Source organism: Aerococcus sanguinicola, from assembly GCF_001543145.1.
GTDB lineage: Bacteria > Bacillota > Bacilli > Lactobacillales > Aerococcaceae > Aerococcus > Aerococcus sanguinicola.
Genome location: NZ_CP014160.1, coordinates 1,164,881 through 1,188,668 on the forward strand (window position 1 = coordinate 1,164,881; position 23,788 = coordinate 1,188,668).

The window sequence follows — 23,788 nt, forward strand, 5'->3', positions numbered from 1 at the left end:
TCTATATGTAGTCGGTTATGATAGTTAGTGAGCTCAAGATATGGGGGAGTTAAGTCAGTCGGACCCCCTATATCTTGTGTCCGATCGATAAAGGATACACAAGTTAGAAAGAGGGATTGGGATGTTTAATGAGCAAACAACGCCAGAAATAAAGATCCAAAATATTAATTTGGAGGATTTGATGGTTGAGAAACGGGATGGGCACAAGGCTCATTTCCGGCCTTCTGCGGTTAAGCATTCGCTCGCCAAAGCCCTGGATGTGAAGGATGAGGAAGTGCTGGATAAGCTTTTCCAAGCGACCTTGGCTGAGATTTTCCAGGGGGATGCGGAGTCCCTCCAGTCTGCAGGGATTGCCCAAGCGGTGGTGCGTAGCCTAGAGAACTTTGGCTATACTGAAGCGAGTGAGCGCTACCGGATTTTCCGCCACAATAAGATGCAGTTCAATGATAAGCAGTATGATGTGTCGACTAAGCTGCAAGAATTTGCGGCAGGGGACAAGTTAGTCCTCAATGAGAATGCCAACAAGGACTCCCGGGTCTTCAATACGACCCGCGACCTGACGGCAGGGGTTTCGGCTAAGGCGATCGGGCTTTCTATGATGCCTAAGGAAGTAGCTAATGCCCACTTGAAGGGGGATATCCACTTCCATGACCTGGATTACTCGCCTTATTCTCCGATGACCAACTGCTGCTTGATCGACTTCCAAGAGATGTTGTCCAATGGTTTCCATATCGGGAATGCGGAGGTGGAATCGCCTAAGTCCATCAACACGGCCTGCGCCCAGATTGCCCAAATTATTGCTAATGTGGCGTCTTCCCAGTACGGCGGTTGTTCAGCGGACCGGATCGATGAGGTCCTAGCTCCTTATGCCAAGCTGAACTTCGACAAGCACTTGAAGACAGCTAAGGAATGGATTGAGGGCGAGAACCGCCAGCGCGAATTTGCCTACGCCCGGACCAAGAAGGATATTTATGATGCCATGCAGAGTCTCGAGTATGAGATCAACACCTTGTACTCTTCCAATGGCCAGACACCTTTTACCACTCTTGGCTTCGGCTTGGGGACGGACTGGTTTGCTCGCGAGATTCAGTTGGCCATCCTGAATGTTCGTATCCAAGGGCTCGGCCGGGAAAAACGGACTGCTATTTTCCCTAAACTCGTCTTCACTATCCGTCGCGGGACCAACCTGGACCAGGGCGATCCCAACTATGACATCAAGCAAAAAGCTATCGAATGTGCTACCAAGCGGATGTACCCGGATGTTCTCATGTACGACAAGATTGTCGAGTTAACAGGGTCCTTCAAGGCGCCAATGGGTTGCCGGTCCTTCCTCCAAGGTTGGAAGGATGAACAGGGGTGCGAGGTCAACAGCGGCCGGATGAACTTGGGCGTTGTGACCCTGAACATTCCGCGGATTGCCCTAGAATCTGACCACAGCAAGGACCAGTTCTGGCAAATCTTTGATGAACGCTTAGAAGTCTTGAGAAAGGCCCTCCTCTACCGGGTGGAGCGGACCAAGGAAGCTAAGCCTGAGAATGCGCCCATCCTCTACCAATACGGGGCTTTCGGCAAGCGGCTCGATGAAGAAGGCGACGTGGATGAGCTCTTCAAGAACCGCCGGGCAACGGTGTCCATGGGTTATATCGGGCTCTACGAAGCCGCGACTTACTTCTACGGTCCAGACTGGGAAGATAATGCGGAAGCCAAGGCCTTCACCCTGGATATTGTCAAACATATGAAGGAAGTGGCGGACCAATGGGGGGATGACTATGGCTATCATTTCAGTATCTATTCCACCCCAAGTGAGAGTCTGACGGACCGCTTCTGCCGCCTGGACCAAGAAAAATTTGGCCAGGTTACGGACATTACGGACAAGGACTACTACACCAATAGCTTCCACTACGATGTCCGCAAGAATCCGACACCTTTTGAGAAGTTAGACTTTGAAAAGGACTATCCTAAATATTGCAGCGGCGGCTTCATCCACTACTGTGAATACCCTAACATGCGGCAAAATCCTAAGGCCTTAGAAGCGGTCTGGGACTTCGCTTATGACCGGGTGGGCTACTTGGGAACCAATACGCCCATCGACCACTGCTATGCTTGCGACTTCAGCGGGGACTTTAAGCCGACTGAGCGCGGTTTCGAATGCCCACAGTGTGGCAACAACGACCCTGACAGCTGCGACGTGGTGAAGCGGACCTGCGGCTACCTCGGTAATCCGAATATCCGTCCGATGGCAAAAGGCCGCCACAAAGAAATTAGCGCCCGGGTTAAGCATATGTCGGCAGACAATGCCTTGGTCAAGGACTCTAAAGCAGACACCATCGACCTCTTGAACCAAGATGCCCAAAGAAAGGCTGATGGCTAATGCGCAACCCCAAGCCCAAAGAGTGGACAGCGGAGAAATTCAGCAAAGGTAAGATTGCCGACTACAAGCCTTTTAACTTCGTGGATGGGGATGGCGTCCGTTGTTCCATCTATGTGAGTGGCTGTCCCTTCGCCTGCAAGGGCTGCTACAATAAAATTGTGCAAAATTTCAACTATGGAGTAGACTATACCGATGAACTTGAAGAGCGGATCCTCAACGACCTGGCCCAACCCTATGTCCAAGGTCTGACCCTGTTAGGGGGCGAGCCCTTCCTCAATACCCAGGTCCTCAACCGCCTGGTCGCCAAGGTGCGCGAGCGCTTCGGGGACACTAAGGATATCTGGAGCTGGAGCGGCTACTACTGGGAGGAACTCCTCCAGGAAACTGACGATAAACTCTGGCTCTTGAACCATATCGATGTGCTCGTGGATGGCCGCTTCGAACTCGACAAGCTCGACTTGAACTTGCGCTTTCGCGGCAGTTCCAACCAGCGCATTATCGATGTGAAGAAGTCCCTGGCCCAGGGGGAGATGGTCCTCTGGCTAGACGGCAAGTATGATGATATTTAATGACAAAGCAGCTGACAATCCTATTTTTAGGAAGAGTCAGCTGCTTTTTGCTTTATTTGAAATATAAGGATTCACATCAAAGTGGAGTAGATGCTCACTAGCACAATATATCTTATAATAGAAGCTTTAAATGAATTTCTGATTTTGTATGACTTCGACTTCACTCGGGCCAAGTGGGGAAAGTTTTGTTATAATACATAGGACGGTGGGAGGATCTTGCCTCCCCAAACGAGTACGAAAAAGGAGCGTTATTTATGTCTTATCAGGCTTTATACCGGGTCTGGCGGCCCCAGCGCTTTGCGGATATTGTGGGACAGGTGGCTGTTTCCCGCACCTTGCGCAATGCCATCCGCGAGGGGAAGACCAGCCACGCCTATCTCTTTACAGGACCCCGGGGAACAGGGAAAACTTCTGCGGCGAAAATTTTTGCTAAGGCCATTAACTGCCCCAACCAGACCGATGGGGAACCCTGCAATGAATGCGCGATCTGCCAGGCCATTACCGAGGGGACTCTGGCTGATGTGATTGAAATCGATGCGGCTTCTAATAATGGGGTGGAGGAGATCCGCGACATCCGCGATAAGGTCCGCTATACGCCTACCGAAGCCCAGTACAAGGTCTATATTATCGATGAGGTCCACATGCTGTCGACGGGGGCCTTCAATGCCCTGCTCAAGACCTTGGAGGAACCGCCTGCCCACGTGGTCTTCATCCTAGCGACGACGGAACCCCATAAGATTCCTGCGACGATTATCTCTCGGACCCAGCGCTTCGACTTTCGCCGGATCCGCAATACGGATATCGAAGAGCGCCTGGCCTATATCCTCAAAAGCAATGACCAGGCCTATGAGGAAGACAGTTTGAAGATTATTGCTCGGGCGGCCAATGGGGGGATGCGGGACGCCCTCTCCCTCTTGGACCAGAGCCTGTCTTTTGCGGAAGGCAGTCTGGATGCGGAGACGGCCCGCCTAGTAACGGGGACCCTGAGCGAGGACCAGATGCTGGCCTACAGCCAGGCCCTGCTTAAGCAAGATGCCCGGCAAGCGCTCGATACCCTCCACCAGATCCTGAACCAGGGCCAAGAAGCCAACCGTTTCGTTGAAGAAATGCTGGCTTTTATCCGGGACCTGCTGATGGCTAAGGAATTGGGTGGGCAAGAATCCGAGCTGACCCGCCACTTCTCCCAAGCCTTCTTTGACTTGGCCAAGGATTTCCCTGACCAGGCCCTCTACCTGATGATGGACCATTTCCAGGAAGCCCAGTCGGAACTCCGCTTTACCAGCCAGCCAGAGATCTACCTGGAAGTGCTCTCGATTCGTTTGAGTCAGAGTCTCAACCAGGCGCCAGAACTCCAGGAAGCTGCTGAAAATGCACCGGTATCCCAGGCCGCCCAGGACCAGTTGGACGCTCTCACCGCCCAAGTGAAATCCCTTCAAGACCAGGTCGCTCAAGGAACGCCGGGAGGTCCAGCCAAGGGGCAAGCCAAGCCGACTGCCAAGCGCCAGGCCACAGGTTCGGTCAACTATAAACCCAATTATGGGCTGATCTATAAGACCCTGTCGGAGGCCACCAATACCGACCGCCACAAGATCGAAAGTATCTGGCCGGACTTGGTGGAATCCCTGCCTAATATCCAACAGGCCCTGCTCAAACAGACCTATCCTGCCGCTGCCTCCCCTGAGTATTTTGTTTTGCGTTTCGATTATGCTATCCTCTGTCAAAAGGTAGCGGACGACCAAGCCATTAAGGATACCGTGGCCAAACGCCTCCAGGAAGGGGTAGGCCATCCCGGTAAGATGCTCATCCTGACTAGCGAACAATGGAATGAAGCCCGGCAGAACTATGTCACCGCCCACAAGGCAGGCAAATTGGACGAACTCCTGGGCGACCAGGCGCCAACTGAGATCAAGCAAGCCGCGTCTTCCGAGGAAAAGCCAGCTGATAGTGACCAGACCCTGCTGGAGGGGGTCCAGGCTAAAGAAGACAATCCGCTGGCAGAAGAAGCCATCAAACTCTTCGGGGCAGATAATGTGACGGTGGTGGATGATTAAGACCGAGAGACTATTTTTTCTCGTCGACTGCTGGCAAGGTGTTTTTATTAAAAGTTCAGCAAAGCATTTTACCCTTCAGGCATTTTCCCTTATAATAGTGTAGAAAGAAACGTGCGCTATAGAGTACGTTAAGCGATACAGAGAATTTGGTATGACCAAGAGAAGCTCAACTAAGCATAAAGGAGAATCAAGCATGGCTAACAATATGATGAATATGCAGAAGATGATGAAGCAGGCACAGAAGATGCAGGCGCAGATGGAGGCTTCGCAAAAGGAGCTAGCAGAAACGACTTTTACTGGGACGGAACCGTCCGGCATGATTAAGGTGACGGTGACGGGCGACAAGAAGGTTGAAAAGATTGACCTGAAACCGGATGTGGTGGATCCGGATGATATCGATATGCTCCAAGACCTCTTACTGGAAGCAACGAATGATGCCTTGAGCCAAGTGGATGCTGCCCAAGAGAAATCTTTTGGTGGAATCAGTAAGGGCTTGTCTGGTTTAGGGTTTTAACAATTTGTATTGGTGAGCATACGTTGCGCTTTTGAATTTGGTCCTTGAAGAGCCATGGCACCGGCTCGAGCCTCGGTCTCTCGCCTAGCAAGAGTCAAACGGCTCGTACGGCTAAAGCCTACGATCCGTAATTTCCTTTGCTTGCTTTTTCATGGCTAAGGACCAACTTCAACGCTTCACTCCTGCTCAAAAGTAATTGGTATAGTTTTTGGTTACTAATTACCAACATTAAAAATTAAGGAATGGTTTTAAGTTAAGAAGCGCGTATGCATGGGGCCTGGCCAATCTTTGCTGGGCCTCTTCTTTATGCCTAATGATTTAAGGAGGATTAGATGCAGTATCCAGAACCTATTGCTAAGTTGATTGATAGCTTCCAGAAATTGCCGGGAATTGGGGCGAAGACGGCGGCGCGCTTGGCTTTTTTTGTTTTAGATATGCCGGAAGCGGATGTGGTGGACTTTGCTAAGGCCTTGGTCGATGTGAAGCGTAATTTAGTCTACTGCAGCGTTTGCGGGAATATTACGGAAGAAGATCCCTGCGTGCTCTGTGCTGACCAGACTCGGGACAAGTCCCAGGTGATGGTGGTGGAACAGGCCCGGGATGTCATGTCGATGGAGAGGATGCAGGAGTACCGAGGCCTTTACCATGTCCTCCACGGTGTCTTGTCCCCCATGGAAGGAACCGGTCCGGAAGACTTGAATATTACGAGTTTACTGACCCGGCTCCAGGACGAAACCATCCAGGAAGTGATTATTGCTACCAATGCCACGGCGGAGGGTGAGGCGACGGCGACTTACTTGTCTCGCCTGATCCAGCCGGCAGGGATTAAGGTGAGTCGGATTGCTTACGGTCTGTCTGTGGGGTCAGATATTGAGTATGTCGATGAAATGACCCTCCTCCGTGCTTTGGAGGGGCGGCGGACCATGAACCAAGGGAAGGAGAAAGACTGATGCCCGGACGTTTTATCACAGTGGAAGGCCCAGACGGCTCAGGGAAAACCACCCTGATCCAAGGCCTTCTTGCCCGCTTGGAAGCTCACTTGCTTCCTGACTTGGTCGCTACTCGTGAACCAGGTGGCGAGCCCCTAGCGGAAAAAATCCGCGACCTTATCTTGGATCCTGCTCATACGGATCTAGATGCCCGGGCGGAAGCCTTGCTCTATGCGGCGAGCCGTCGCCAACACCTGGTCCACAAGATCCAACCTGCCCTAGCAGCCGGTAAGTGGGTGGTCTGTGACCGCTTCGTGGATTCATCCATTGCCTACCAGGCTTGGGGGCGGGAGATTGGGGTAGCTGGCATTCAAGCCATTAATGACTTTGCGACAGAAGGCCAAGCCCCTGACCTCACCCTCTACTTAGATCTCTCAGCAGAAGAAGGCATTCGTCGGATTCAGACACAGCGGTCTGACGAATACAACCGCTTGGACCAGGAGAGTATCGCTTTCCATAAGCGGGTGGTGGCAGGCTACCAAGAGCTCCTAGCCAAGGACCAGGGCCAGCGGATTAAGGCTATCGATGCGAGTCAGGCGCCAGAAGCCTGCTTGGACCAGGCCTGGAAGATCTTGCAAGCGGCTTATCCAGAAGACTTTCGCCAAGACTAGGAGGGGAGACCATGTTTCGAATTCAAGCCAAGCAGCCGGAACTCACGACGCTGATGGACCGGGTCCTCCGCCAGGGACGTTTGGGCCACGCCTATATCTTTGAAGGAGAGGCGGGGGCTGGCCAGGCGGAGATGGCGGACTATGTGGCGGCGGCCCTTTTTTGTCAGGGAGAAGATAAGCCCTGTGGCCAGTGCCGGAACTGCCAGCTCCTCGTCCAAGGCGACCTCCCTGACTTAGTCCACGTCGAGCCGGAGGGGCAGAGCCTGAAGATCGACCAGATGCGGGAGATTAAGCAGGAGCTTTCGCTAACCGCTATGGGTGGCGGGCACAAGGTTTTCATTATCCATGAGGCAGAGAAGATGACCAATAGCGCTGCCAATAGCCTGCTCAAGTTCCTGGAAGAGCCCAATCCCGAAGTTTATATCTTTCTTTTGACCAGCCAAAAAGAGCGGCTCTTGGCAACCATCCAGTCGCGCTGTCAGGTGATCCACTTCAAGACTCTGCCCCTGGACCAGGTCCGGCTGACCTACCAGGAGGCGGGGATCAGCTCGCAAGTGTCGGAATACCTGGCAGCTCTGACTTCCGACCTCAGTCTGGCCCAAGGCTTGGCAGAAGATGAGACTTTCTTAGACCAGACCAAACGTTCCTGGACCTGGCTGGAAGCCTTAGTTAAACAGGATCCCCGGGCTTTTACCATGGTGCAGACGGACTGGATCAAGCGAGACAAGGGACGGGAGACGAACCAACGCCTCCTTGAAATCATCTTGGCCTACTTGCGCGACCTGCTTGTTCTCAACTACCAGGAAAGAGACCAACTCATCCTGCCTTCCCGGGCTTCGGCTTACCAGGACCTCCGCCGCCAGGTAAATCCTCGCCAGCTCCAAGACCAAGTCCAGCTGGCACTTAAGGCGCGGCGGATGATCCAAGCCAATGTCAGCCCCCAGGCGGCCCTAGAATATTTTGTTCTGGCGAGCTGGCAAGGCTAGCGTGCATGAATAAAAAAGCGGCCATAAGCTTCTCAGACCTCCAATGATCGGTTAGGCTGGGAGACTTATGGACCGCTTTTTTATATTTTAAAGTGCATCTGCTTCGTCTAGGGGACGGTGGATGCGAGTGACCAGACTCAAGGCCTCAAAGCCTAGTCCTTCAAAGAGCGCCACAGAAGGATTTTCGATATCCGCTAGGGCGAGGAGGGGCTTGGCAGACGGGGCTGCTTTTTCCTGACTGAGGGTGATAATTTGGGAAGCGATCCCCTGGCGCCGGTAGTCGGGGTGGACGGTCAGGTTGTCGATTTCCAGGAAGGGGCCTTGGTCGATCAGGTCCCATGTCGCGACAAGTTGGTCTCCTTGATAGGCCAGGGATTGGCTGATCCAGGGATTCTGATAGGCCATCTGATAGCGCAAGGCTCGGCTATCTCTGAGGGCCGGAGGGGCCGGTTGGTCGAAGGGAGTTTGGAAATCTAGATAGGCTTGGAAGCTATCTTCGTCGGTGACTTCTTGCCAGTTTATTTGCATCTCTTTCGACTGACGCCGGTTAGCGGGGCTTTGGAAGACTTGGTAGCTGGCTAATTGGTAGTTTTTGCTTTCGAGTGCTGCCATCAGTTCGTTGGGAATGCCGTGGTTTTCAGGCAGGTAGAAGCTGTAATAGGCCAGGCCCAGCTCCTCCGCATAGTCCCAGAAGATATCCTCGAGTATGTCGAGCTCCTCTGCACCAGGCATGAAGGCCAGCTGTAAGCAATTTGTTTCATAATCCTCTGCCAGTTGGGGATTGCCTAAAAAATCAAAAAGATCAGTAGGTTCATAATGGCTCGCATAGCTATATAAATCAGAAAAATGGAACATGGGGGTCATCCTTTCTCTATGGTGAGACTTCTCAACTATTATAAGGGAAAATGTTGAGGATTAGAAAAGATCTTTCAAGTTTAATAGAAAGCAGGGAGATTTCTTGCTAGAGGGGCGGCATGTAGTCTGCCAAGCCACACTCGCGCGCTCTGTTTGTGCCTTGTGCTTTGCTAAGCCACACTCTGGTGCACTGATTGTGGCTTGCTGCTTGCCGACCCACACTCTGGTGCACTGATTGTGGCTTGCATCGCTCTAACCCACACAGCAGGCCCTTAAGTGTGGCTTGAAGCTTGTCAACCCACACTCCGAGACCTTGTTTGTGGCTTACCTCCAATCATTCAAGTCTACCCGCTCTTGCTCACACCTTATACTCGGGTTCGCAAAGGCAGAAAGGGAGTGACTTCAGCAAAGTGGAATGATCGGTTAAAGCCGCTCTTTTCCTCTTAGCCTCCAGTCATCCCTTTCTACCCGCCTTTGCTCACACCCTTTTTTACAAGCACGTTAGGGTAAAATATGCTAAAATGGATGACTAGAAGAAGGCTTCTTGTTTAAGCTGTGAAGGAGGGATTTGATGGATAATCGTGAGATGGTTGAGGAGTTTGAGGGGATGAAGGCTCAGCTGAGCGCTTTGTTGGAGAATCTGGACCGCTTGGAGGAGCGTTGGTCGGAGGCGGTTATGCAAAACCATGACTTGCAGATGGAGAACCAGTATTTGCGCGAGCGGCTCCAAGAATTGACCGCGCCTGACCAGGATGGCCAGGTTGAGCTAGGGGGGCATAGTCCTGAAGATGTGTCAGGCTTGTCCCCAGCCTTAAAGAACTTAATGAATATTTATGAGGATGGCTACCATATTTGTAATATTTCTTATGGTCAGCGCCGGGCTAATGATGAGCAGTGCATGTTCTGCTTGGACATCCTCTACAGTGACCGTTAAGCAGTAGGAGAGGGAGGAATCGCAATGATCGAATTGAAGCCAGGCGAACGTTGGGACCGCTTGATGCGGGAGGACCTGGACATTATCCAAAGCGCGGATCATTTTGCCTTCTCCATTGATGCTCTCTTGCTGGCTGACTTTGCCCAGACCAAGGCGAGTGCCCGGTCTGTGACGGTTGACTTTTGTACGGGCAATGGCGTCTTGCCCCTGGTCTTAGCGCAAAGGACGCAAGGTAGGGTCTACGGGATTGAGTGGCAAGAGGATGTGGCAGATATGGCCCAGCGATCGGTTTGCCACAACCACTTGGAGGACCAGGTTCAGATTATCCAGGGCAATATCCGCCGGGCGCGGGATTACTTTGCCCATGATAGTGTGGACCTGATCACCTGTAATCCACCCTATTTCAAGGTCTATCCCCAGTCCCCTCTGAATCCTAACGATAGTAAGGCGGTGGCCCGGCATGAACTCCTGATGACGGCGGAGGATATCTTCCAACAGGCGAAGATCCTCTTGAAGTCGCGGGGGAAGCTTTATCTCGTTCACCAGGTGGAACGTCTGCCAGAACTCTTACTCCTCGCCGATAAACACCGGCTCCAATTGAAGCGGCTCCGTCTGGTTTATCCCCTGCCTGAACGGGAGGCTCATATCGTCCTTCTCGAATTCATTAAGAATGGCCAGGCAAAAGGCTTGCGGGCTGAACCTCCGCTCTATATCCATGACCAAGAGGGGCACTATTCCAAGGAAGTGGCGGCGGTCCTCTATGGCTAAGCACTATATGTACGTCTTGGCCTGCGCTGACCAGACCCTCTATACGGGCTATACCACTGATCTTAAACGACGAGAAAAAGCCCACCAGTCCGGCAAGGGAGCCAAGTATACCCGCCCGGCTTCCCGCCGCCCCTGCTATATGATCTATGCCAAGGCTTATGCGGATAAGTCTGCGGCCATGTCAGCAGAATACGCCTTCAAGCACCAGAAGCGACCGGCTAAGGAAGCCTACCTGACCCAGCAGGGGATCGACTTCAACCAACCCTTGACCCAGCAATTTATCTTCGACAATACGCCTTAAGGAGGTCCCAGTATGCAGGAACAAAAAAGTTTTCAAGCGTCAGACCGAGGTCGGCTCTACCTTGTGCCGACGCCCATTGGTAACTTGGAGGATATGACCTTCCGCGCGGTGACCACCCTCAAGGAAGCTGATCTGATCTTATCTGAAGATACTCGTAATACTCAAAAACTCCTCAACCATTTTGACATCTCAACTAAGCAGCTGAGCTATCATAAGTTCAACCACCAGGAACGCTTAGCGACGATCCTCAAGCGCTTAGAGGAGGGCCAAGTCTTAGCCCAGGTGTCGGACGCTGGCATGCCTGCGATCTCGGATCCCGGGGCTGACCTGGTTCAGGCGGTTATCCAAGCTGGTTACGCGGTGATTCCCCTGCCTGGTCCCAATGCGGCTCTGACTGCCCTCATGGCGTCTGGCCTCGATACCCAGCGTTTTCTTTTTGTCGGCTTTCCGCCTCGCAAGAAAAAAGCCCTCAAGGAGACTCTAGCAGATTTGAAGGGCGACCAGGCGACCCTGATTTTCTACGAATCGCCCTACCGGCTCCGGCAAAGCCTCAAAGTGTGTGCGGAAGTCTTCGGTGACGACCGCAAAGTTGTTGTGGTCCGGGAATTGACCAAGCGCTTCGAGGAGTTTCGTCGGGGAACTCTAGCCGAAGTCCTTGCCTACTATGAAGACCATCCTGAAATAAAGGGCGAAATCTGCTTCATGCTGGCGGGCCAGTCGGAGGAAGAAGCCCAGGCGGAACAAGCAGCAGCGGCCCCTAATGCTGGCTTGAGCTTGCGCGACCAGGTTCTTGGGCGGATGGCTCAAGAAGGTCTGACCTCCAAGGCAGCCATCAAGGCAGTGGCCAAGGACCAGGGTCTGGCCAAGCAGGAGGTCTATGCCGCCTACCACCAGATTGAAGGTGGTCAAGGGTGATTATTTATGGCATCGCCTTTGCCCTGATTGCCGTGGCCCTGGTTATCTTTATCCTGGCACCGCGCAATGTGTGGGATAACTTGATTTTGATTCTAGGCTTGGTCTGCCTCTTTCTTGCGGTGATCAATGACCAGAATTTTCCGCGTTATTACTGGGTCCACCAGGTTTTTCGCTGGGCCCAGGTCCTAACCGACTATATCGCGCCCTTGCTCTTGATGATCTTTGGGGTCTGCATGTTCTCTTTGGCCTTGAACCTCTTTACCAAGGAACATTCCTATAGCCAGTTGCTGGTGGGCCTCTTCCTCAGCGTCCTCTTGATCGGGATTTCTATCGCCCATTACTGGCTGATCTTCACTGTAGAGCTCTCGGACAAGCAGGATTGGCTCAGGATTCCAGACTTTGTAATGGCCTATTATGTGCTCTTATTTATTAACTATTTATTGATGTCCGCCCGCCTGTCCTTCCTTGAAAGCCAAAAAGCTCAAGACTATGTGATTGTCTTGGGGGCTTCGCTGAGACCAGATGGCAGCCCCAGCGGCGTCCTGGAGCGGCGTTTGAACCGGACCCTGTCTTACCTGAACTGGCACACCTACATCCATGGCAAGCAGCCTGTGACTATTGTCTCGGGTGGTCTGACCGGGCCCAAAGCCAGCTATACCGAGGCGGAAGTGATGCGCGACTATCTCGTTGCCCGAGGCCTTTCAGCAGATAAGATTCTCTTGGAAGACCAAGCGTCCAATACCCACGGCAACTTCTACTACAGCAAGTGCCTGATCCAAGACCGCCAGCCCATTATTGAAGCCGTTTCTGCTGTCTTCGTGACCTCTTCCTACCACCTCTACCGCAGCCAGCTCTATGCCAACTTGGAGAAGCTCTACCAAGTGAGCGGAATTGGCGCGCCCTCTACCTTGAAGGAATGGACCATCGATAGCTTCCGCGAATACATCGCCATTCTCTTCATGCACCGCCGTTTGCACTTTATCGTCAGCCTTGCCTTACTCGGCTTTGGCATCATTAATTTTGTACATTTTTAAAAGGAAAGACTTTAAGTTGTTCTTAATTTGTGCTTTAATAGACTCATAGGAAAAGCTAAATATTAAGGAGGTAGCTAGTACTTATGTTAAAAGAATTCCGCGATTTTATCGCAAAAGGTAATGTAATGGATATGGCCATCGGGGTTGTTATGGCGACCGCCTTCACTGCCATTGTCAATTCTTTAGTTGAAGATATTATTATGCCAATTGTGGCTTTCTTCACGGGCTCAACGGACTTTACTGATATTGTTTTGCAGATTGGTAATACCAAGTTGATGGTGGGGAACTTTATTCAATCTATCGTTTCCTTCCTGATTATCGCCCTGGTTCTCTTCTTTGTGATGAAGGGTGTGGCAACATTGAAACACACCTTCGTGAAAGAAGAAAAAGTGGATGAGGAAGAAGAGGATAAACCAAGCAAAGAAGAAGTCCTCTTGACTGAAATCCGCGATCTTTTGAAGAATAAATAGTCTTAACGATGATTCGTAATCGTTAATAAGCAAAAACACCGCTCTTTACTAAGGGCGGTGTTTTGTTATAAATTTTGTGCTAGTGATCAGTATTAAAATATCAAGAAGGCTTATTTTTAAGGATTGATCGCGTTAACTTTCAAACAGGGCCTTGATTAGCAAGTAGCTGATCTTGAGCTTTCTAATGAGCTGCCTGTTAGCAAGTAGACCCGCGTCAACTCGCAAATGGGCCTCCTATTAGCAAGTTCAGCTCCTGCTAGGCAAGCTGACTGACCTCATCATAATGTAAACAAGCTAGCAAGGGCCTTGCTAGCTTGTTGAACCTTATTTTATATTTTTTACCATGGATTGTGCCAGGTTTTACTTGGACTCGGCTTGGAAAGCCATATTCCGGCCTCCTGAGTGTGGCTTGACAGAGTTCAACCCACACTCCCGATCTTTAATCGAGGGTTGTTTGCTGCTAACCCACGCTCCCGGAGTCTGATTGTGGCTTGGATGTTGTCAACCCACACTCCTGATCTTTAATTGAGGATTCTTTGCTTCTAACCCACACTCCTGGTGTTTGGTTGTGGGTTGAGCGCTATCCGCTTACACCCTATAGTCAGTCGGGTTCGACTTGGCAGGCTTGGAGTGGTTTCACAAGTCAGAAACGAGCGAATGCTTCGCTCTTATTCTGACTTGCTCCAACCATCCAAGCCTAACCGCCAAGTCTCACACCCTTCCTAGTCAGGTTCGAGGATGCAGAAAGGGCTCCTCTTCGCAAAGAACCGCCGAAGACTTCCAGTCTTCTCTGGCTCTTTGCTCCAGAGGTCTATTTCTCCCGCCAGCCCTCACACCCTGTAGTCGGGTTCGCAAGAGCAGCTTTGGAGTGCTTTCGCAAGTTGGAAACGTGCAAGCGATGCTTGCCCTTATTCCAACTTACTCCAAGCATCCAAAGCTAAACGCTCTTGCTCACACCCTTTGTTCCAAATAAGGGCTGGTGTCGTAGTCTTCGGGGTTGAGGCGTTGGGGTTTGTCTTGGCAGGCTTGGGCGAGTTGGTAGCCGATGATTGGACCGGTGGTGAGGCCGCTTGATCCGAGTCCTGAGGCAGCGTAGAGATTGCTGTGGCCAGGGACGGGGCCGTAGAAGGGGGCGTAGTCGCTAGTATAGGCCCGGGTGCCGACTTTAATGCCCCGGTAGTCTTCGGGGTCGATGGCGGGGATGATGGTGCGGACTGTATCAAAGATATTTGCCATGCTGGCCATGTCGGGTTCGAGGTCAAAGCCCTTGTCATTTTCATGGGTGGCCCCTAGGTAGAGGGTGTCCTGGCCGTGGGGGATGATATCCGCTTCGCCTTCTGGCATGATGAGCGGCCAGTCGCTGACATCTCGGTCATAGACTGTCAGCATGCCTTTTTGGGGGCGGACATCGACTTGGTAGCCGTGGGGTTGGAGCAGGTCGCCCAGCCAAGCCCCTGTGGCTAGGATGACTTGGTCAAAGGTTTGGCTCTGATCATCTTCTGTGATAACCAGGATTTGATCATCTTGGAAGTCAATCTGGACTTTAGCTTGGTAGCTGGTCATGCCATTCTTTGTCGCTGCTGCTTGGAGGTCCTCACAGAGTCCTTGACCATCGACAATAGCAGCTCCCTGGCGGATAGCGACTAGGTCTTGGTCGTAGGTCCATTCGTCGAGCTGGGCGCTTTGTTGGGCGGGGGTGAGAATCTCAATGTCCCCAATTAGAGGGGCTTCAGGCCGGCGCGAGAGGGCGATTTGGTAGACATCCTCCCGAGTGCTAGGACGTTTCTTGAGGAGCCAGGTTTCCTTGTCCTGGTAGGCTTGGCTTGGCTGGCCAGCTGCTTCTAAGTCTTGGAGCATTTCGGGATAGAAGTGGGCTCCCGCATTGGCTAGGCGGTACCAGGCCTTGTTGCGGCGCTGGGAGAACCAGGGGCAGATGATTCCAGCGGCTGCCTTGGAGGCCTGGCCCACGCCATAATCATAGAGGCTGAGGTCGATGTCTGGGTTTTGGCTAAGGTAAAAGGCGGCGGTTGATCCAACAATCCCACCACCGATAACTGCAATTTTCATTTATTTATCCTCCTTTTGTTCTTCTTTGGCTTTTTTGACAGTGGACCGGTTGATGAGTGGTCGCTTGAGTTTCAAGGTGGCCCACTTATTAGGCAGTTTATCTGCCAGTCGGATGTCCATATTTTGCTCGATGGCCTTCTGCTTAGCTTTACGCACTCGGTCTTCGAAGAGGCGGTCGATGTGCTGGTCGATGTGGAGATGGCGGCTGCTGAAGTGATAGCCGGCAGCGAGGACCAGGCAGAGGGCCAGAAGGAAGACAGGGATGCGGATAATCAGCACATGGTAGGCCAAGGAGAAGAAGGGGATGACCAAGAAGGCAAGGGCAGAGAGAATAGCAGCCAAGAGATACATGATGTGGTGGCGTTTCTGCCAGAGGTGGCCACAAGCGCTTTGCCGGATAAATTTAAAGAGGAAGAAAACACTGGTAGCCAGCATTAGAAATTGTAGGGGGAGTCCCAGAAGAGAGATCGGGACAGGCATGTTCCAAGCACTGTTGAGGTCTCCGTAATAATAGATCCCATAACCGAACTGGAAGAGGGCGAAAAGCCCGTAAGTAATGACCAGGTAAATGAGTAGATAGTAGACATAACGCGAGAAATTCTCTACATAGCGGGGGACGTCGAGATGGCGCAGTTCCTGGCGGGCATAGGCGTGGGGGTGCTTGCCCAGGGCTTCTTTGGGGGCTTGCTCCAATCGCTGGGCCTTCTCTAATCGGTCTAATAATTCGCTGAGCATTTGGTCGACGGGCGCCTGCATCTCAACTTCCGTGATGACATAGCCTTTGACGGCATAGTAGTAGAGCTGCCATGGTTGTTTGAGGGCTTGGGCTCGTTCTTGGTTTAAATCATAAAGTGGGCGGACGCCCTCTTTTTCAATACTTTCTTCTGTCACAACGTGCGCCTCCTTTAGCGAAAAATAGTTAACAGAACTCTCTATCATCTTACCGAAGTGCTGGACAAATAGCTAGCAAAAGTCATGTGATCCGCTAACTTTTTCGTAGATAGTATGTTAATATATAAAATAAGTAAAATGATAAAACGATAAGAAAATGAGGGATGACCATGTATTACAACCAACGTTTGAATAAACCCCAACCATCTGCTATTCGTACGATTGCCCAGCAGGTGGCTGAAACGGAAGGGGCCTTAAACTTTACCATTGGGGAACCCGACCTCGCAACGGATCCTAGAATTCAAGCGGCTATGACCCAGGCCGTCCAAGAGGGGCAGACGCATTATGCACCGTCGACCGGGATTCCTGAGCTGCGGGAAGACATCGCTGCTTACTATGAACGAAGCCATGGGATGGATTTGTCTGCAGAACAAATTTTGATCACTAATGGGGCTTCGGAAGGGATTGCACTGGCGACACATTGCCTGCTTAATGAAGGCGACAAGGTGCTTATCCCCTCACCATTCTTTCCTTCTTATGAACTCTGTACGGATCTGGCAGGGGGAGAAGTCGTTGCTGTCGATAGCTCAGATAATGGTTTTAAGTTGAGTCCTGACATGCTTCGTCAAGCCTTGGAAGATCATCCTGAAATCCGTTTACTGATCCTTAACTATCCTAATAATCCGACAGGGACGACTTACAGCAAGGCAGAGATCCAGGCTTTAGCTGAAGTGATCCGAGCTTACGATGTGCTGGTGCTCAGTGATGAAATCTATGCGGACTTAGTTTACGATGGGGACCACTATTCTATCTACCAAGAAATTCCTGACCAAACCATTCTGATGGCCGGCGTCTCCAAGACTTACGCCATGACGGGTTTCCGGATTGGTTTCCTCCACCTGCCGGCTGACTACTATTCTTACTTCTTCACCTACCACCAAGCCCTGGTTACCTGCGTGTCAACCCCTGACCAGTACGCTGCCCTAACCGCCTACCGTGATTGTGACGATGTAGTGGCAAGCAATCTAGCAGAATTTAAAAGACGGCGCCAAGTCTTAATAGACCGCCTATCTGCTATGGGGATGGATTTTATTCAACCGGATGGTGCTTTCTATCTCTTTGGTAAGGTTCACCCAGCTTATGGGGATGATGATTTCCGCTTCGTTGAGGACTTAATCGCCAAGGCTAAGGTCGGTGTGGTGCCGGGTTCCGTCTTTGGTCCTGGTGGCAAGGGTTGGTATCGTCTCTCCTATGCGGCCAGTTATGAAGACTTAGTGGAAGCCATGGACCGGCTGGAAGTTTTTGTAAAATCACTTTAAACATCTTTTTTCGATTAAGAGGTTGTGACCCTGTCCTGCCTCTTTTTTATTTTTAAGGCAAAATTGTTTTCAATGAAAAGGGAGGGCTAGAAAGGTTGATATATAGGCCTTATGAGGCATTTATTAGTCGAAAATAAGAAAAATATAATGAATTCACATAAAACCGCTTCCATTTTTAAAAGAAGTATGCTATTCTATGTCTTGTAGATCAGAAGGATGAAGCGATTCGCATGGTGAACCAAGGCAGAAAAGCTTATCCTATCACGATCTATGCGGAGAAGCTCCTCCTTAAACCAGGCCACTTGGAATAGAGAAAACCATATTCGTGAATCTATTCACTATTGGGCTCTTTTTAAAGAAAAATGAAAACGGTTTATTGGGGCTTTGAGGCAAAAAATGAAGGGAAGTTCCCTGAAAAATATTGGAGGTATATGTATGGCAAAGTTAGTATTAGAGGATGCGAAATACCATCGCGCGAAACCCTGGGAGATTGCCCTGTTCTCCATGAACAACTCGGCATCTAACCTTTACCTTTTCGCTTTTGGTTTCCTCACTTATTATGCGACCGGGGTGGCTGGTCTGACCACACTCTTGGTTTCTTCTGTTTTGGGTATGGCCCGTTTATTCGATGGGATTATTGACCCAACAATTGGTTTTATTATTGATAACTTCAACACGCGTTGGGGTAAGTATCGTCCGATTATGTTGGTATCTAATATTGGTTTGATTTTATCTTTCTTAATGATCTTTAACCTACATAATTTATCTGGAACGAGTCAGACAGTCATGCTATTTATTTCTTTAGTTTTCCATAAAATTGTCTACTCCTTCCAACAAACGGTAACCAAGGCTGCTCAATCTGCCCTAACCAATGACCCTGAGCAACGGCCACTCTTTACTTTATTCGATACGGCCTTCTCATCCATTGGGGTCTTCGCAGTTGGCCAATATGTGGTATCGAACTTGCTCTTACCACAATACAATAATGAGTATAATGGCGACTTCTTTAGCGTCTTTATCCCAGGTATTTGTGTGATTTCTCTTGTCTTAACGGTCCTGGCGATGATCGGTTTAGCCCGTAAAGACCAGACCAAATACTTCGGCCTTGGTCATGAAGCAGACCAAAAACTTTCTTTACGCGATGTTTGGAGCATCATCAAGGGTAACCGTCCTTTACAGATTTTGGCACTCTGCGGGGGTCTCGTGAAATTTGTGGCCCAATTAATCGGGGACCAGACCTTCCTTGTCCTTCTCTTCGGAATTATTCTTGCGGACATGCAGTTAGTCGGCCAAGTCTCCCTCTATCTCATCATTCCACAGTTCATTATGATTGCTATCTTTACCCGCTTGGCAGGTAAGAAAGGCTTGAAATTTACCTATAGGACTTCTATCTTGCTCGGTTTAGTATCTTGGATCTTAATGACCGTTGTACTTGCAGTAACACCTGATACCACTCAAATCTTCTCACCAGCTGGTTTCCTTGCTTATTGCTTCCTTGGCCTCTGGGTAGCTGCCAAGATCTTTACCACCTATCCAACGTCAACCGTTCTAACAATGTCTGCTGATATCACGGACTACGAAACAGCCCGTTCTGGTAAGTATGCCGCAGGGGTTATCGGGACCATCTTCTCCCTGACTGACTCTATTGCTTCTTCACTTTCACCAATTGCTTTAGGTTTAGTTTTTGCGGGGATCGGCTATGTTGATGGTTTCCCACAACCTAACGAACCGCTGAACCCAGCTCTGATGCAAGGGGGCTATATCCTCTTAGGGATTGTTATTGCGGTCTTCGCCTTAACAGCTATCTTGATCCACTTCTACCCACTTGATCCTCAAACCATGGAAGACGTTCAAGCTAAGATTGCAGCCAAGAAAGCTCAGAAATCGAATGAAACAGCTTAATTGAAAGCTAGCCAGGAAAGGGGGTGCCCTTTCCTGGTTTTTCTTTTGCCTTCATCTTGTCTAATCCGCGATTGCTTTAGTATGATAGATGAATAAAAATGATGGGAGATGGTCGGATGACGAATAAGACAAAAGGGATTTTTTTAGCAGCTTTTGGGGCCTCGATGTGGGGCTTTTCAGGTATTTTGGCCCAAATTTTTTTTGAAGATTATGGTGCGAGTTCAGAATGGTTGGTCTCTTGCCGCTTGGTCTTCGCAGGGCTCTGCTTATTGGCCTATGCCAAGTGGGGACAGGGGACGGACGTTTTGTCTATTTTTAAAAATACTAGGGACCGGCGTGAACTTTTCCTCTTTGCCTTGCTGGGCATGCTAGGGGTCCAATACCTCTTCTTCAAGACGATTGAAGGGAGTGGGGCAGGCATGGCCGCGATTCTCCAGTTTACTTCACCCATCTTTATCTATGCCTACCTGGTCTTAAAGGGTGAGCGGTCAGCGAAGAAGCTTGAGGTCGCCTTGGTTGCGTCTACCATCCTGGGCGTGGTCCTCCTCGTGACGCGCGGCCAGTTCGATGGGCTCAGTATTTCTCCCTTGGCTTTAATCACTGGTCTGGGATCAGCTGTTGCAGTGGCTTATTATACCCTCCAACCGCGTCGCATCCAGAAGCGCTATGGGTCTACCCTTGTGGTTGCTTGGGGCATGCTGCTGGCGGGACTGGCCTTCCAATTGATCCAACCTCTCTGGCTCTTAGACTTTACTTTGGATGGTCGGGCTATCTTGCTTTTACTTCTGATCATTAGCTTCGGGACAGCCTTTGCCTTCCTCAGCTACTTATCGAGTACGGCCTATATTAATCCGGGTCTGGCTAATCTCATGACGGCTCTCGAGCCCCTCCTAGCCAGTATCTTATCTGTTCTGGTTCTTGGCCAGCCCCTCAACTGGGCGGAGTTATTGGGGATTGCCTTGGTGATTGTCTCGATTATGGCCTTTTCTCGCCTTTCTGAATAAAAATATAGGCATCAAAAAAAAGCGGTCTTTGCCGCTTTTTTTGATAAATGGTGTGATGAGCATGCCTTTCGCTTTTGAATTTGTCCCTTGGATGTTTAGAGGATCAACCCGGCTAAAGTCGTCTTGAACTTTAGGCATATTTGATTTTGGCTCCAGAGGTCCACTTCTACCCGCGCTCCCTCAAACCCTTTCTAGTCGGGTTCGCAAGAGCAGACTTGAAGTGATTTCACCCAATCGGAACGATCGGCTAAAGCCGCTCTTTTCCTCTTGGGCTCCAATCATTCAAGCCTAACCACTCTTGCTCACACCCTTTCTAGTTGGGTTCGGTCTGGCAACTTTCCTGTCACTTCACAAGTCTCCGCCGCAGTCTTGCAGACTGCTCTGGTGACTTGCTCCAGTGAAGGAAAGCTAAACGCCAGCCCTCACACCCTTTAACTAGGCTTGAGTTTGCCGGTTCCGGTCATCTGGTGGAGGTCGTCCAAGAGAGGTTGGAAGAGGTTGAGCTTGTCAGGGTTCTTCCCGGCATAGAGTTCGCTGGGGAAGTAGAGGCGTTGGTCGCCAATCTCTTGGCCTGTGACTGCGCGGATGAGCTGGCTGGCCTGGGAGAGTTCGGTTGTGGTGCCATCCTTGCTGATGATTTCTAGCTGGGTCCGTGGTTTCTTGGCGTTGGGCCGGTAGAAGTCATAGGGGAGGTCGAAGTTGCTGTTTTGGGCGGTATAGTAAGTGGTGTCATAGCCCAGAGCTTGGATTTTCTCCTTGACTTCAGCCACTAGGTCCTGGTCTTCAGGTTCATAGGTCACTGACTTGAAGGGTTTACGGTTGATATAGCGGTGGGCTAGGTCAGTGAGGATGGGGTCGTCGCTCGTGGCTAGCCAGTGCTGGAAGTAGGTCTCCAAAACCCCATCATCCAGGTGGAGGTAGTCGGTCAAGGTCCAATTTCCTCGGAAGAAGGGGAGGAGGAAGGGGGAGGTCTTGACGAAGTATTTAGGATTGCCCTTGTAGAGGGCTTGGGCCCGGGCCAAGAGTCGACTGAGCAGGACTTCCATGCCCCGGGAAACGGGATGGAAGTAAACCTGCATATACATCTGATAGCGGCTCACCACATAGTCTTCGACGGCATGCATGCCAGCTTCGTTGAAGATGATGCCGGTTTTTGTTGGTCGCATGACGCGGAGGATCCGGTTGAGGTCGAAGGTTCCATAATGGGTCCCGGTGAAGTAGGAGTCGCGTAAGAGATAGTCCATCCGGTCAGCATCGCACTGGCTAGAAATCAACTGGACGACTTGGGGATTGGGGTAGGTGTGGTCAATGACGGCAGCTACCTTTTGGGGGAAGTCGTCGCTGATGGCAGCGAGGATTTTGTGGACTTGGGTTTCGTCATTGAGGATAATTTGCCGGGTAATGGCCTCGTGGTCGGTGTCGAAGAGCTTCTCGAAAGTATGGGAAAAGGCTCCGTGACCGATATCGTGGAGGAGGGCGGCACAGAGAACGACGAGCCGCTCGCTGTCGTCCCAGAGCCCGTCGCCTTCGCTCTGTGAGGGATAGTTGCGGACGAAGCGATCGCAGATGCGCCGGGCGATATCATAGACGCCCAGGCAGTGGCTGAAGCGGTTGTGGACGGCGCCGTGGAAGGTGAGGTGGGCGGTGCCCAGCTGCTTGATCCGACGCAGGCGCTGGAATTCAGGCGTATTGATTAAGTCCAAAATCACTTGGTGCTGGACCCGGATTTCGGAGTGGACCGGGTCGAGGAAGATTTTCTCGCGGATAGTCTGTTGGCTGCTAAGCGACATGGCTGGGCTCCTTTCTGCTTAAATGTCCTGGTTGCGCTTGCTCATCTTGGCCAGGTCCTTGCTGAGGTCTATTTGGTCCAGGTCAAGGAGGCTTTGGCTGGCGGTATCGGCGCTTAAAGCGTCCTGGATGGCTGCCTTGAAGCGGTCCAGTTGACCGAGTTCGGGCACCACATCGGAAACATTGTGCATGCTTTCGGGGAGGACATCGGGGTAGTCATCACGCTTGGCTTCTTGGACCTGGCTGGCTTGGTAGAAGTCGCGGATCAGCTGGCCGCGGCGGATCTGGTCGCCTTCTAAGGAGACATAGGCGGAAATACCAATAGCTGAACCAATTCGGCGTTGGGCGAGTCCGGCAATTTTTTTACCTTGGAGACTGAGGTCGTAGCTACCAGGGCAGTAGGACCGGGTGATTTCGCCGGCTTGGACCTGCTCTTGGTAGGGGGCGAGAACCTGGTTGATTAAGCGGAGCAGGACTTCATAAGCGTCATCGATACTGAGTCGGCCGCCAGCTGGCTTGATGAGGAGACTGAAGTTTAGGATGCCGGGGTCACTGACGACCGCCAATCCACCAGAGGGACGGATGACTGGGCGGTAGCTAGAAGCCTTGAGGAAGTCTACGCCAGCTTGGAAGTCGGGCAAGCGGGTGTCGACCATGCCGAGATAGACAGCAGGGTCACCCGGCCAGAAGTGGAGGACAGCATCTGCTTCCAGTTCGTCCTTGCTTAAAGCGCGCAGGAGGTAATCGTCCACAGCAAAAGGGCGGAGGGCTTGGTCGTTAGGGACGAATTCATCCACAATGGCTAAATGGGGGCTTTTTGAATAAAGGGCACTAATAATCACAAGCGTCACACTTTCTATACTTAATTTACTCTTAGTATAACCCAAATTGGCCCGGGACAAAACGCTTGAGGCCTTTTCTTTTGCCTGTATTTCGTGTAGGATTAGGGGAAGACAAGTGGAGGTGGCCAGATGCCCAAAGGAAAACAAGCAGTCCATGTGAATTTAAGAAATCGGATCAGTCAAGCAGGTTCTAAGGAAGACCTGCAATTGAATAGTCAGGGGGCGTATTTCCGTTTAGGGGACAAGCACTATCTCGAATACCAGGAAGAACAAGCGGACCAAGCGCCCGCCCAAGTCCGCGTCAAGGTCGATCTGAAAGCGGGACGGGCCCTCATCCAGCGGCGGACCGCTGAGGGGGCTATGCGCCTGCCCCTAGTTGTGGGACAAGCCATTCCTACCCACTACCAGGTCGGGGCTTACCGGATCCCCATGACGGTTGAACTCAAGTCCTTGAACCATAACTTGGGGACGGATAAGGGTAGCCTGCGCTTGGTCTATGAGATCTCAGGCCTTGACGACCAACCTATCCGCCATGAATTAAAATTGCATTACCACGCTGAAATAGTGTAAAATTATAAGGAATGGATTTTTTTGATACCTACTATAG

At 51.1% G+C, this 23,788-nt stretch carries 22 protein-coding genes; 17 read left to right on the plus strand and 5 right to left on the minus strand.

What is annotated here, in order from left to right:
• The first annotated feature begins 121 nt into the window (after window positions 1-121).
• The 7 genes from nrdD to holB all read left to right on the plus strand — a co-directional run bounded on the left by nrdD (window position 122) and on the right by holB (window position 8,091).
• Complete coding sequence (gene nrdD, locus AWM72_RS05185) at window positions 122-2,371, plus strand: anaerobic ribonucleoside-triphosphate reductase (protein WP_083272454.1); 2,250 nt, start codon at window positions 122-124, stop codon at window positions 2,369-2,371.
• Window positions 2,371-2,940: an anaerobic ribonucleoside-triphosphate reductase activating protein gene (gene nrdG / locus AWM72_RS05190; RefSeq protein WP_067974282.1), complete on the plus strand. Its 570-nt coding sequence runs from the start codon at window positions 2,371-2,373 to the stop codon at window positions 2,938-2,940. Before nrdD ends, nrdG begins: the two co-directional genes overlap by 1 nt.
• A gap of 254 nt (window positions 2,941-3,194) precedes the next feature.
• On the plus strand, window positions 3,195-4,991 hold the full coding sequence (gene dnaX, locus AWM72_RS05195; protein ID WP_067974285.1) for a DNA polymerase III subunit gamma/tau: 1,797 nt from the start codon (window positions 3,195-3,197) through the stop codon (window positions 4,989-4,991).
• A 193-nt stretch (window positions 4,992-5,184) separates the two neighbouring features.
• Window positions 5,185-5,505, plus strand: coding sequence for a YbaB/EbfC family nucleoid-associated protein (locus tag AWM72_RS05200; protein ID WP_067974290.1), 321 nt, complete (start codon window positions 5,185-5,187; stop codon window positions 5,503-5,505).
• A gap of 332 nt (window positions 5,506-5,837) precedes the next feature.
• Window positions 5,838-6,455, plus strand: a complete 618-nt coding sequence (gene recR, locus AWM72_RS05205; protein ID WP_067974292.1) for a recombination mediator RecR — start codon at window positions 5,838-5,840, stop codon at window positions 6,453-6,455.
• Window positions 6,455-7,105, plus strand: a complete 651-nt coding sequence (gene tmk, locus AWM72_RS05210; protein WP_067974296.1) for a dTMP kinase — start codon at window positions 6,455-6,457, stop codon at window positions 7,103-7,105. The genes recR and tmk overlap by 1 nt, the downstream gene beginning before the upstream one ends.
• 11 nt (window positions 7,106-7,116) lie before the next feature.
• Window positions 7,117-8,091 (plus strand): DNA polymerase III subunit delta', encoded by a 975-nt coding sequence (gene holB, locus AWM72_RS05215; protein WP_067974299.1) that lies wholly within the window; start codon window positions 7,117-7,119, stop codon window positions 8,089-8,091.
• A gap of 87 nt (window positions 8,092-8,178) precedes the next feature.
• Here holB and AWM72_RS05220 read toward each other — a convergent pair whose 3' ends face one another.
• Window positions 8,179-8,946 (minus strand): GNAT family N-acetyltransferase, encoded by a 768-nt coding sequence (locus AWM72_RS05220; protein WP_067974303.1) that lies wholly within the window; start codon window positions 8,944-8,946, stop codon window positions 8,179-8,181.
• Between the two features lie 571 nt (window positions 8,947-9,517).
• On the opposite strand from AWM72_RS05220, the gene AWM72_RS05225 reads away from it, so the two are divergent.
• The 6 genes from AWM72_RS05225 to mscL all read left to right on the plus strand — a co-directional run bounded on the left by AWM72_RS05225 (window position 9,518) and on the right by mscL (window position 13,368).
• Window positions 9,518-9,880 carry a DNA replication initiation control protein YabA gene (locus tag AWM72_RS05225; protein ID WP_067974310.1) on the plus strand — a complete coding sequence of 121 codons (363 nt, stop codon included), beginning with the start codon at window positions 9,518-9,520 and terminating at the stop codon, window positions 9,878-9,880.
• Window positions 9,881-9,904: 24 nt separating this feature from the next.
• Window positions 9,905-10,648: a tRNA1(Val) (adenine(37)-N6)-methyltransferase gene (locus AWM72_RS05230; RefSeq protein ID WP_067974316.1), complete on the plus strand. Its 744-nt coding sequence runs from the start codon at window positions 9,905-9,907 to the stop codon at window positions 10,646-10,648.
• Window positions 10,641-10,949 (plus strand): GIY-YIG nuclease family protein, encoded by a 309-nt coding sequence (locus tag AWM72_RS05235; protein ID WP_067974320.1) that lies wholly within the window; start codon window positions 10,641-10,643, stop codon window positions 10,947-10,949. Before AWM72_RS05230 ends, AWM72_RS05235 begins: the two co-directional genes overlap by 8 nt.
• A gap of 12 nt (window positions 10,950-10,961) precedes the next feature.
• The gene (gene rsmI / locus AWM72_RS05240) at window positions 10,962-11,864 is read left to right on the plus strand and encodes a 16S rRNA (cytidine(1402)-2'-O)-methyltransferase (RefSeq protein WP_067974323.1); all 903 of its coding nucleotides are present in this window, start codon (window positions 10,962-10,964) and stop codon (window positions 11,862-11,864) included.
• Entirely contained in the window at window positions 11,861-12,898 is a 1,038-nt protein-coding gene (locus AWM72_RS05245) for a YdcF family protein (RefSeq protein WP_067974327.1), read from the plus strand. Before rsmI ends, AWM72_RS05245 begins: the two co-directional genes overlap by 4 nt.
• Before the next feature lie 83 nt (window positions 12,899-12,981).
• Window positions 12,982-13,368 (plus strand): large conductance mechanosensitive channel protein MscL, encoded by a 387-nt coding sequence (gene mscL / locus AWM72_RS05250; RefSeq protein ID WP_067974331.1) that lies wholly within the window; start codon window positions 12,982-12,984, stop codon window positions 13,366-13,368.
• Between the two features lie 951 nt (window positions 13,369-14,319).
• Here the strand turns inward: mscL and AWM72_RS05255 are convergent.
• Both AWM72_RS05255 and AWM72_RS05260 read right to left on the minus strand, forming a co-directional pair.
• A complete protein-coding gene (locus AWM72_RS05255) occupies window positions 14,320-15,435 on the minus strand; it encodes an NAD(P)/FAD-dependent oxidoreductase (protein ID WP_067974335.1) in 1,116 nt (371 codons plus the stop codon).
• Window positions 15,436-16,326: a hypothetical protein gene (locus tag AWM72_RS05260; RefSeq protein ID WP_067974338.1), complete on the minus strand. Its 891-nt coding sequence runs from the start codon at window positions 16,324-16,326 to the stop codon at window positions 15,436-15,438.
• 170 nt (window positions 16,327-16,496) lie between these two features.
• Between AWM72_RS05260 and AWM72_RS05265 the strand changes: the two genes are divergently transcribed.
• From AWM72_RS05265 to AWM72_RS05275, 3 genes are all read left to right on the plus strand, one after another.
• On the plus strand, window positions 16,497-17,645 hold the full coding sequence (locus tag AWM72_RS05265; protein ID WP_067974342.1) for a pyridoxal phosphate-dependent aminotransferase: 1,149 nt from the start codon (window positions 16,497-16,499) through the stop codon (window positions 17,643-17,645).
• A gap of 435 nt (window positions 17,646-18,080) precedes the next feature.
• The gene (locus AWM72_RS05270; RefSeq protein WP_070486487.1) at window positions 18,081-19,547 is read left to right on the plus strand and encodes an MFS transporter; all 1,467 of its coding nucleotides are present in this window, start codon (window positions 18,081-18,083) and stop codon (window positions 19,545-19,547) included.
• A gap of 116 nt (window positions 19,548-19,663) precedes the next feature.
• Window positions 19,664-20,551, plus strand: coding sequence for a DMT family transporter (locus AWM72_RS05275; RefSeq protein WP_067974345.1), 888 nt, complete (start codon window positions 19,664-19,666; stop codon window positions 20,549-20,551).
• A gap of 431 nt (window positions 20,552-20,982) precedes the next feature.
• Here the strand turns inward: AWM72_RS05275 and AWM72_RS05280 are convergent, their stop codons facing one another.
• Complete coding sequence (locus tag AWM72_RS05280; RefSeq protein ID WP_067974349.1) at window positions 20,983-22,341, minus strand: HD domain-containing protein; 1,359 nt, start codon at window positions 22,339-22,341, stop codon at window positions 20,983-20,985.
• 18 nt (window positions 22,342-22,359) lie between these two features.
• Window positions 22,360-23,181 (minus strand): lipoate--protein ligase family protein, encoded by an 822-nt coding sequence (locus AWM72_RS05285; protein ID WP_067974352.1) that lies wholly within the window; start codon window positions 23,179-23,181, stop codon window positions 22,360-22,362.
• 129 nt (window positions 23,182-23,310) lie between these two features.
• Between AWM72_RS05285 and AWM72_RS05290 the strand changes: the two genes are divergently transcribed.
• Complete coding sequence (locus tag AWM72_RS05290) at window positions 23,311-23,751, plus strand: YwiB family protein (RefSeq protein WP_067974355.1); 441 nt, start codon at window positions 23,311-23,313, stop codon at window positions 23,749-23,751.
• Window positions 23,752-23,788: the final 37 nt, after the last annotated feature.

Coding starts and splice junctions, on each gene's coding strand:
- nrdD (WP_083272454.1), top strand. CDS start 122: ATGTTTAATGAGCAAACAACGCCAGAAATAAAGATCCAAAATATTAAT.
- nrdG (WP_067974282.1), top strand. CDS start 2,371: ATGCGCAACCCCAAGCCCAAAGAGTGGACAGCGGAGAAATTCAGCAAA.
- dnaX (WP_067974285.1), top strand. CDS start 3,195: ATGTCTTATCAGGCTTTATACCGGGTCTGGCGGCCCCAGCGCTTTGCG.
- AWM72_RS05200 (WP_067974290.1), top strand. CDS start 5,185: ATGGCTAACAATATGATGAATATGCAGAAGATGATGAAGCAGGCACAG.
- recR (WP_067974292.1), top strand. CDS start 5,838: ATGCAGTATCCAGAACCTATTGCTAAGTTGATTGATAGCTTCCAGAAA.
- tmk (WP_067974296.1), top strand. CDS start 6,455: ATGCCCGGACGTTTTATCACAGTGGAAGGCCCAGACGGCTCAGGGAAA.
- holB (WP_067974299.1), top strand. CDS start 7,117: ATGTTTCGAATTCAAGCCAAGCAGCCGGAACTCACGACGCTGATGGAC.
- AWM72_RS05220 (WP_067974303.1), bottom strand. CDS start 8,946: ATGTTCCATTTTTCTGATTTATATAGCTATGCGAGCCATTATGAACCT.
- AWM72_RS05225 (WP_067974310.1), top strand. CDS start 9,518: ATGGATAATCGTGAGATGGTTGAGGAGTTTGAGGGGATGAAGGCTCAG.
- AWM72_RS05230 (WP_067974316.1), top strand. CDS start 9,905: ATGATCGAATTGAAGCCAGGCGAACGTTGGGACCGCTTGATGCGGGAG.
- AWM72_RS05235 (WP_067974320.1), top strand. CDS start 10,641: ATGGCTAAGCACTATATGTACGTCTTGGCCTGCGCTGACCAGACCCTC.
- rsmI (WP_067974323.1), top strand. CDS start 10,962: ATGCAGGAACAAAAAAGTTTTCAAGCGTCAGACCGAGGTCGGCTCTAC.
- mscL (WP_067974331.1), top strand. CDS start 12,982: ATGTTAAAAGAATTCCGCGATTTTATCGCAAAAGGTAATGTAATGGAT.
- AWM72_RS05255 (WP_067974335.1), bottom strand. CDS start 15,435: ATGAAAATTGCAGTTATCGGTGGTGGGATTGTTGGATCAACCGCCGCC.
- AWM72_RS05265 (WP_067974342.1), top strand. CDS start 16,497: ATGTATTACAACCAACGTTTGAATAAACCCCAACCATCTGCTATTCGT.
- AWM72_RS05270 (WP_070486487.1), top strand. CDS start 18,081: ATGGCAAAGTTAGTATTAGAGGATGCGAAATACCATCGCGCGAAACCC.
- AWM72_RS05275 (WP_067974345.1), top strand. CDS start 19,664: ATGACGAATAAGACAAAAGGGATTTTTTTAGCAGCTTTTGGGGCCTCG.
- AWM72_RS05280 (WP_067974349.1), bottom strand. CDS start 22,341: ATGTCGCTTAGCAGCCAACAGACTATCCGCGAGAAAATCTTCCTCGAC.
- AWM72_RS05290 (WP_067974355.1), top strand. CDS start 23,311: ATGCCCAAAGGAAAACAAGCAGTCCATGTGAATTTAAGAAATCGGATC.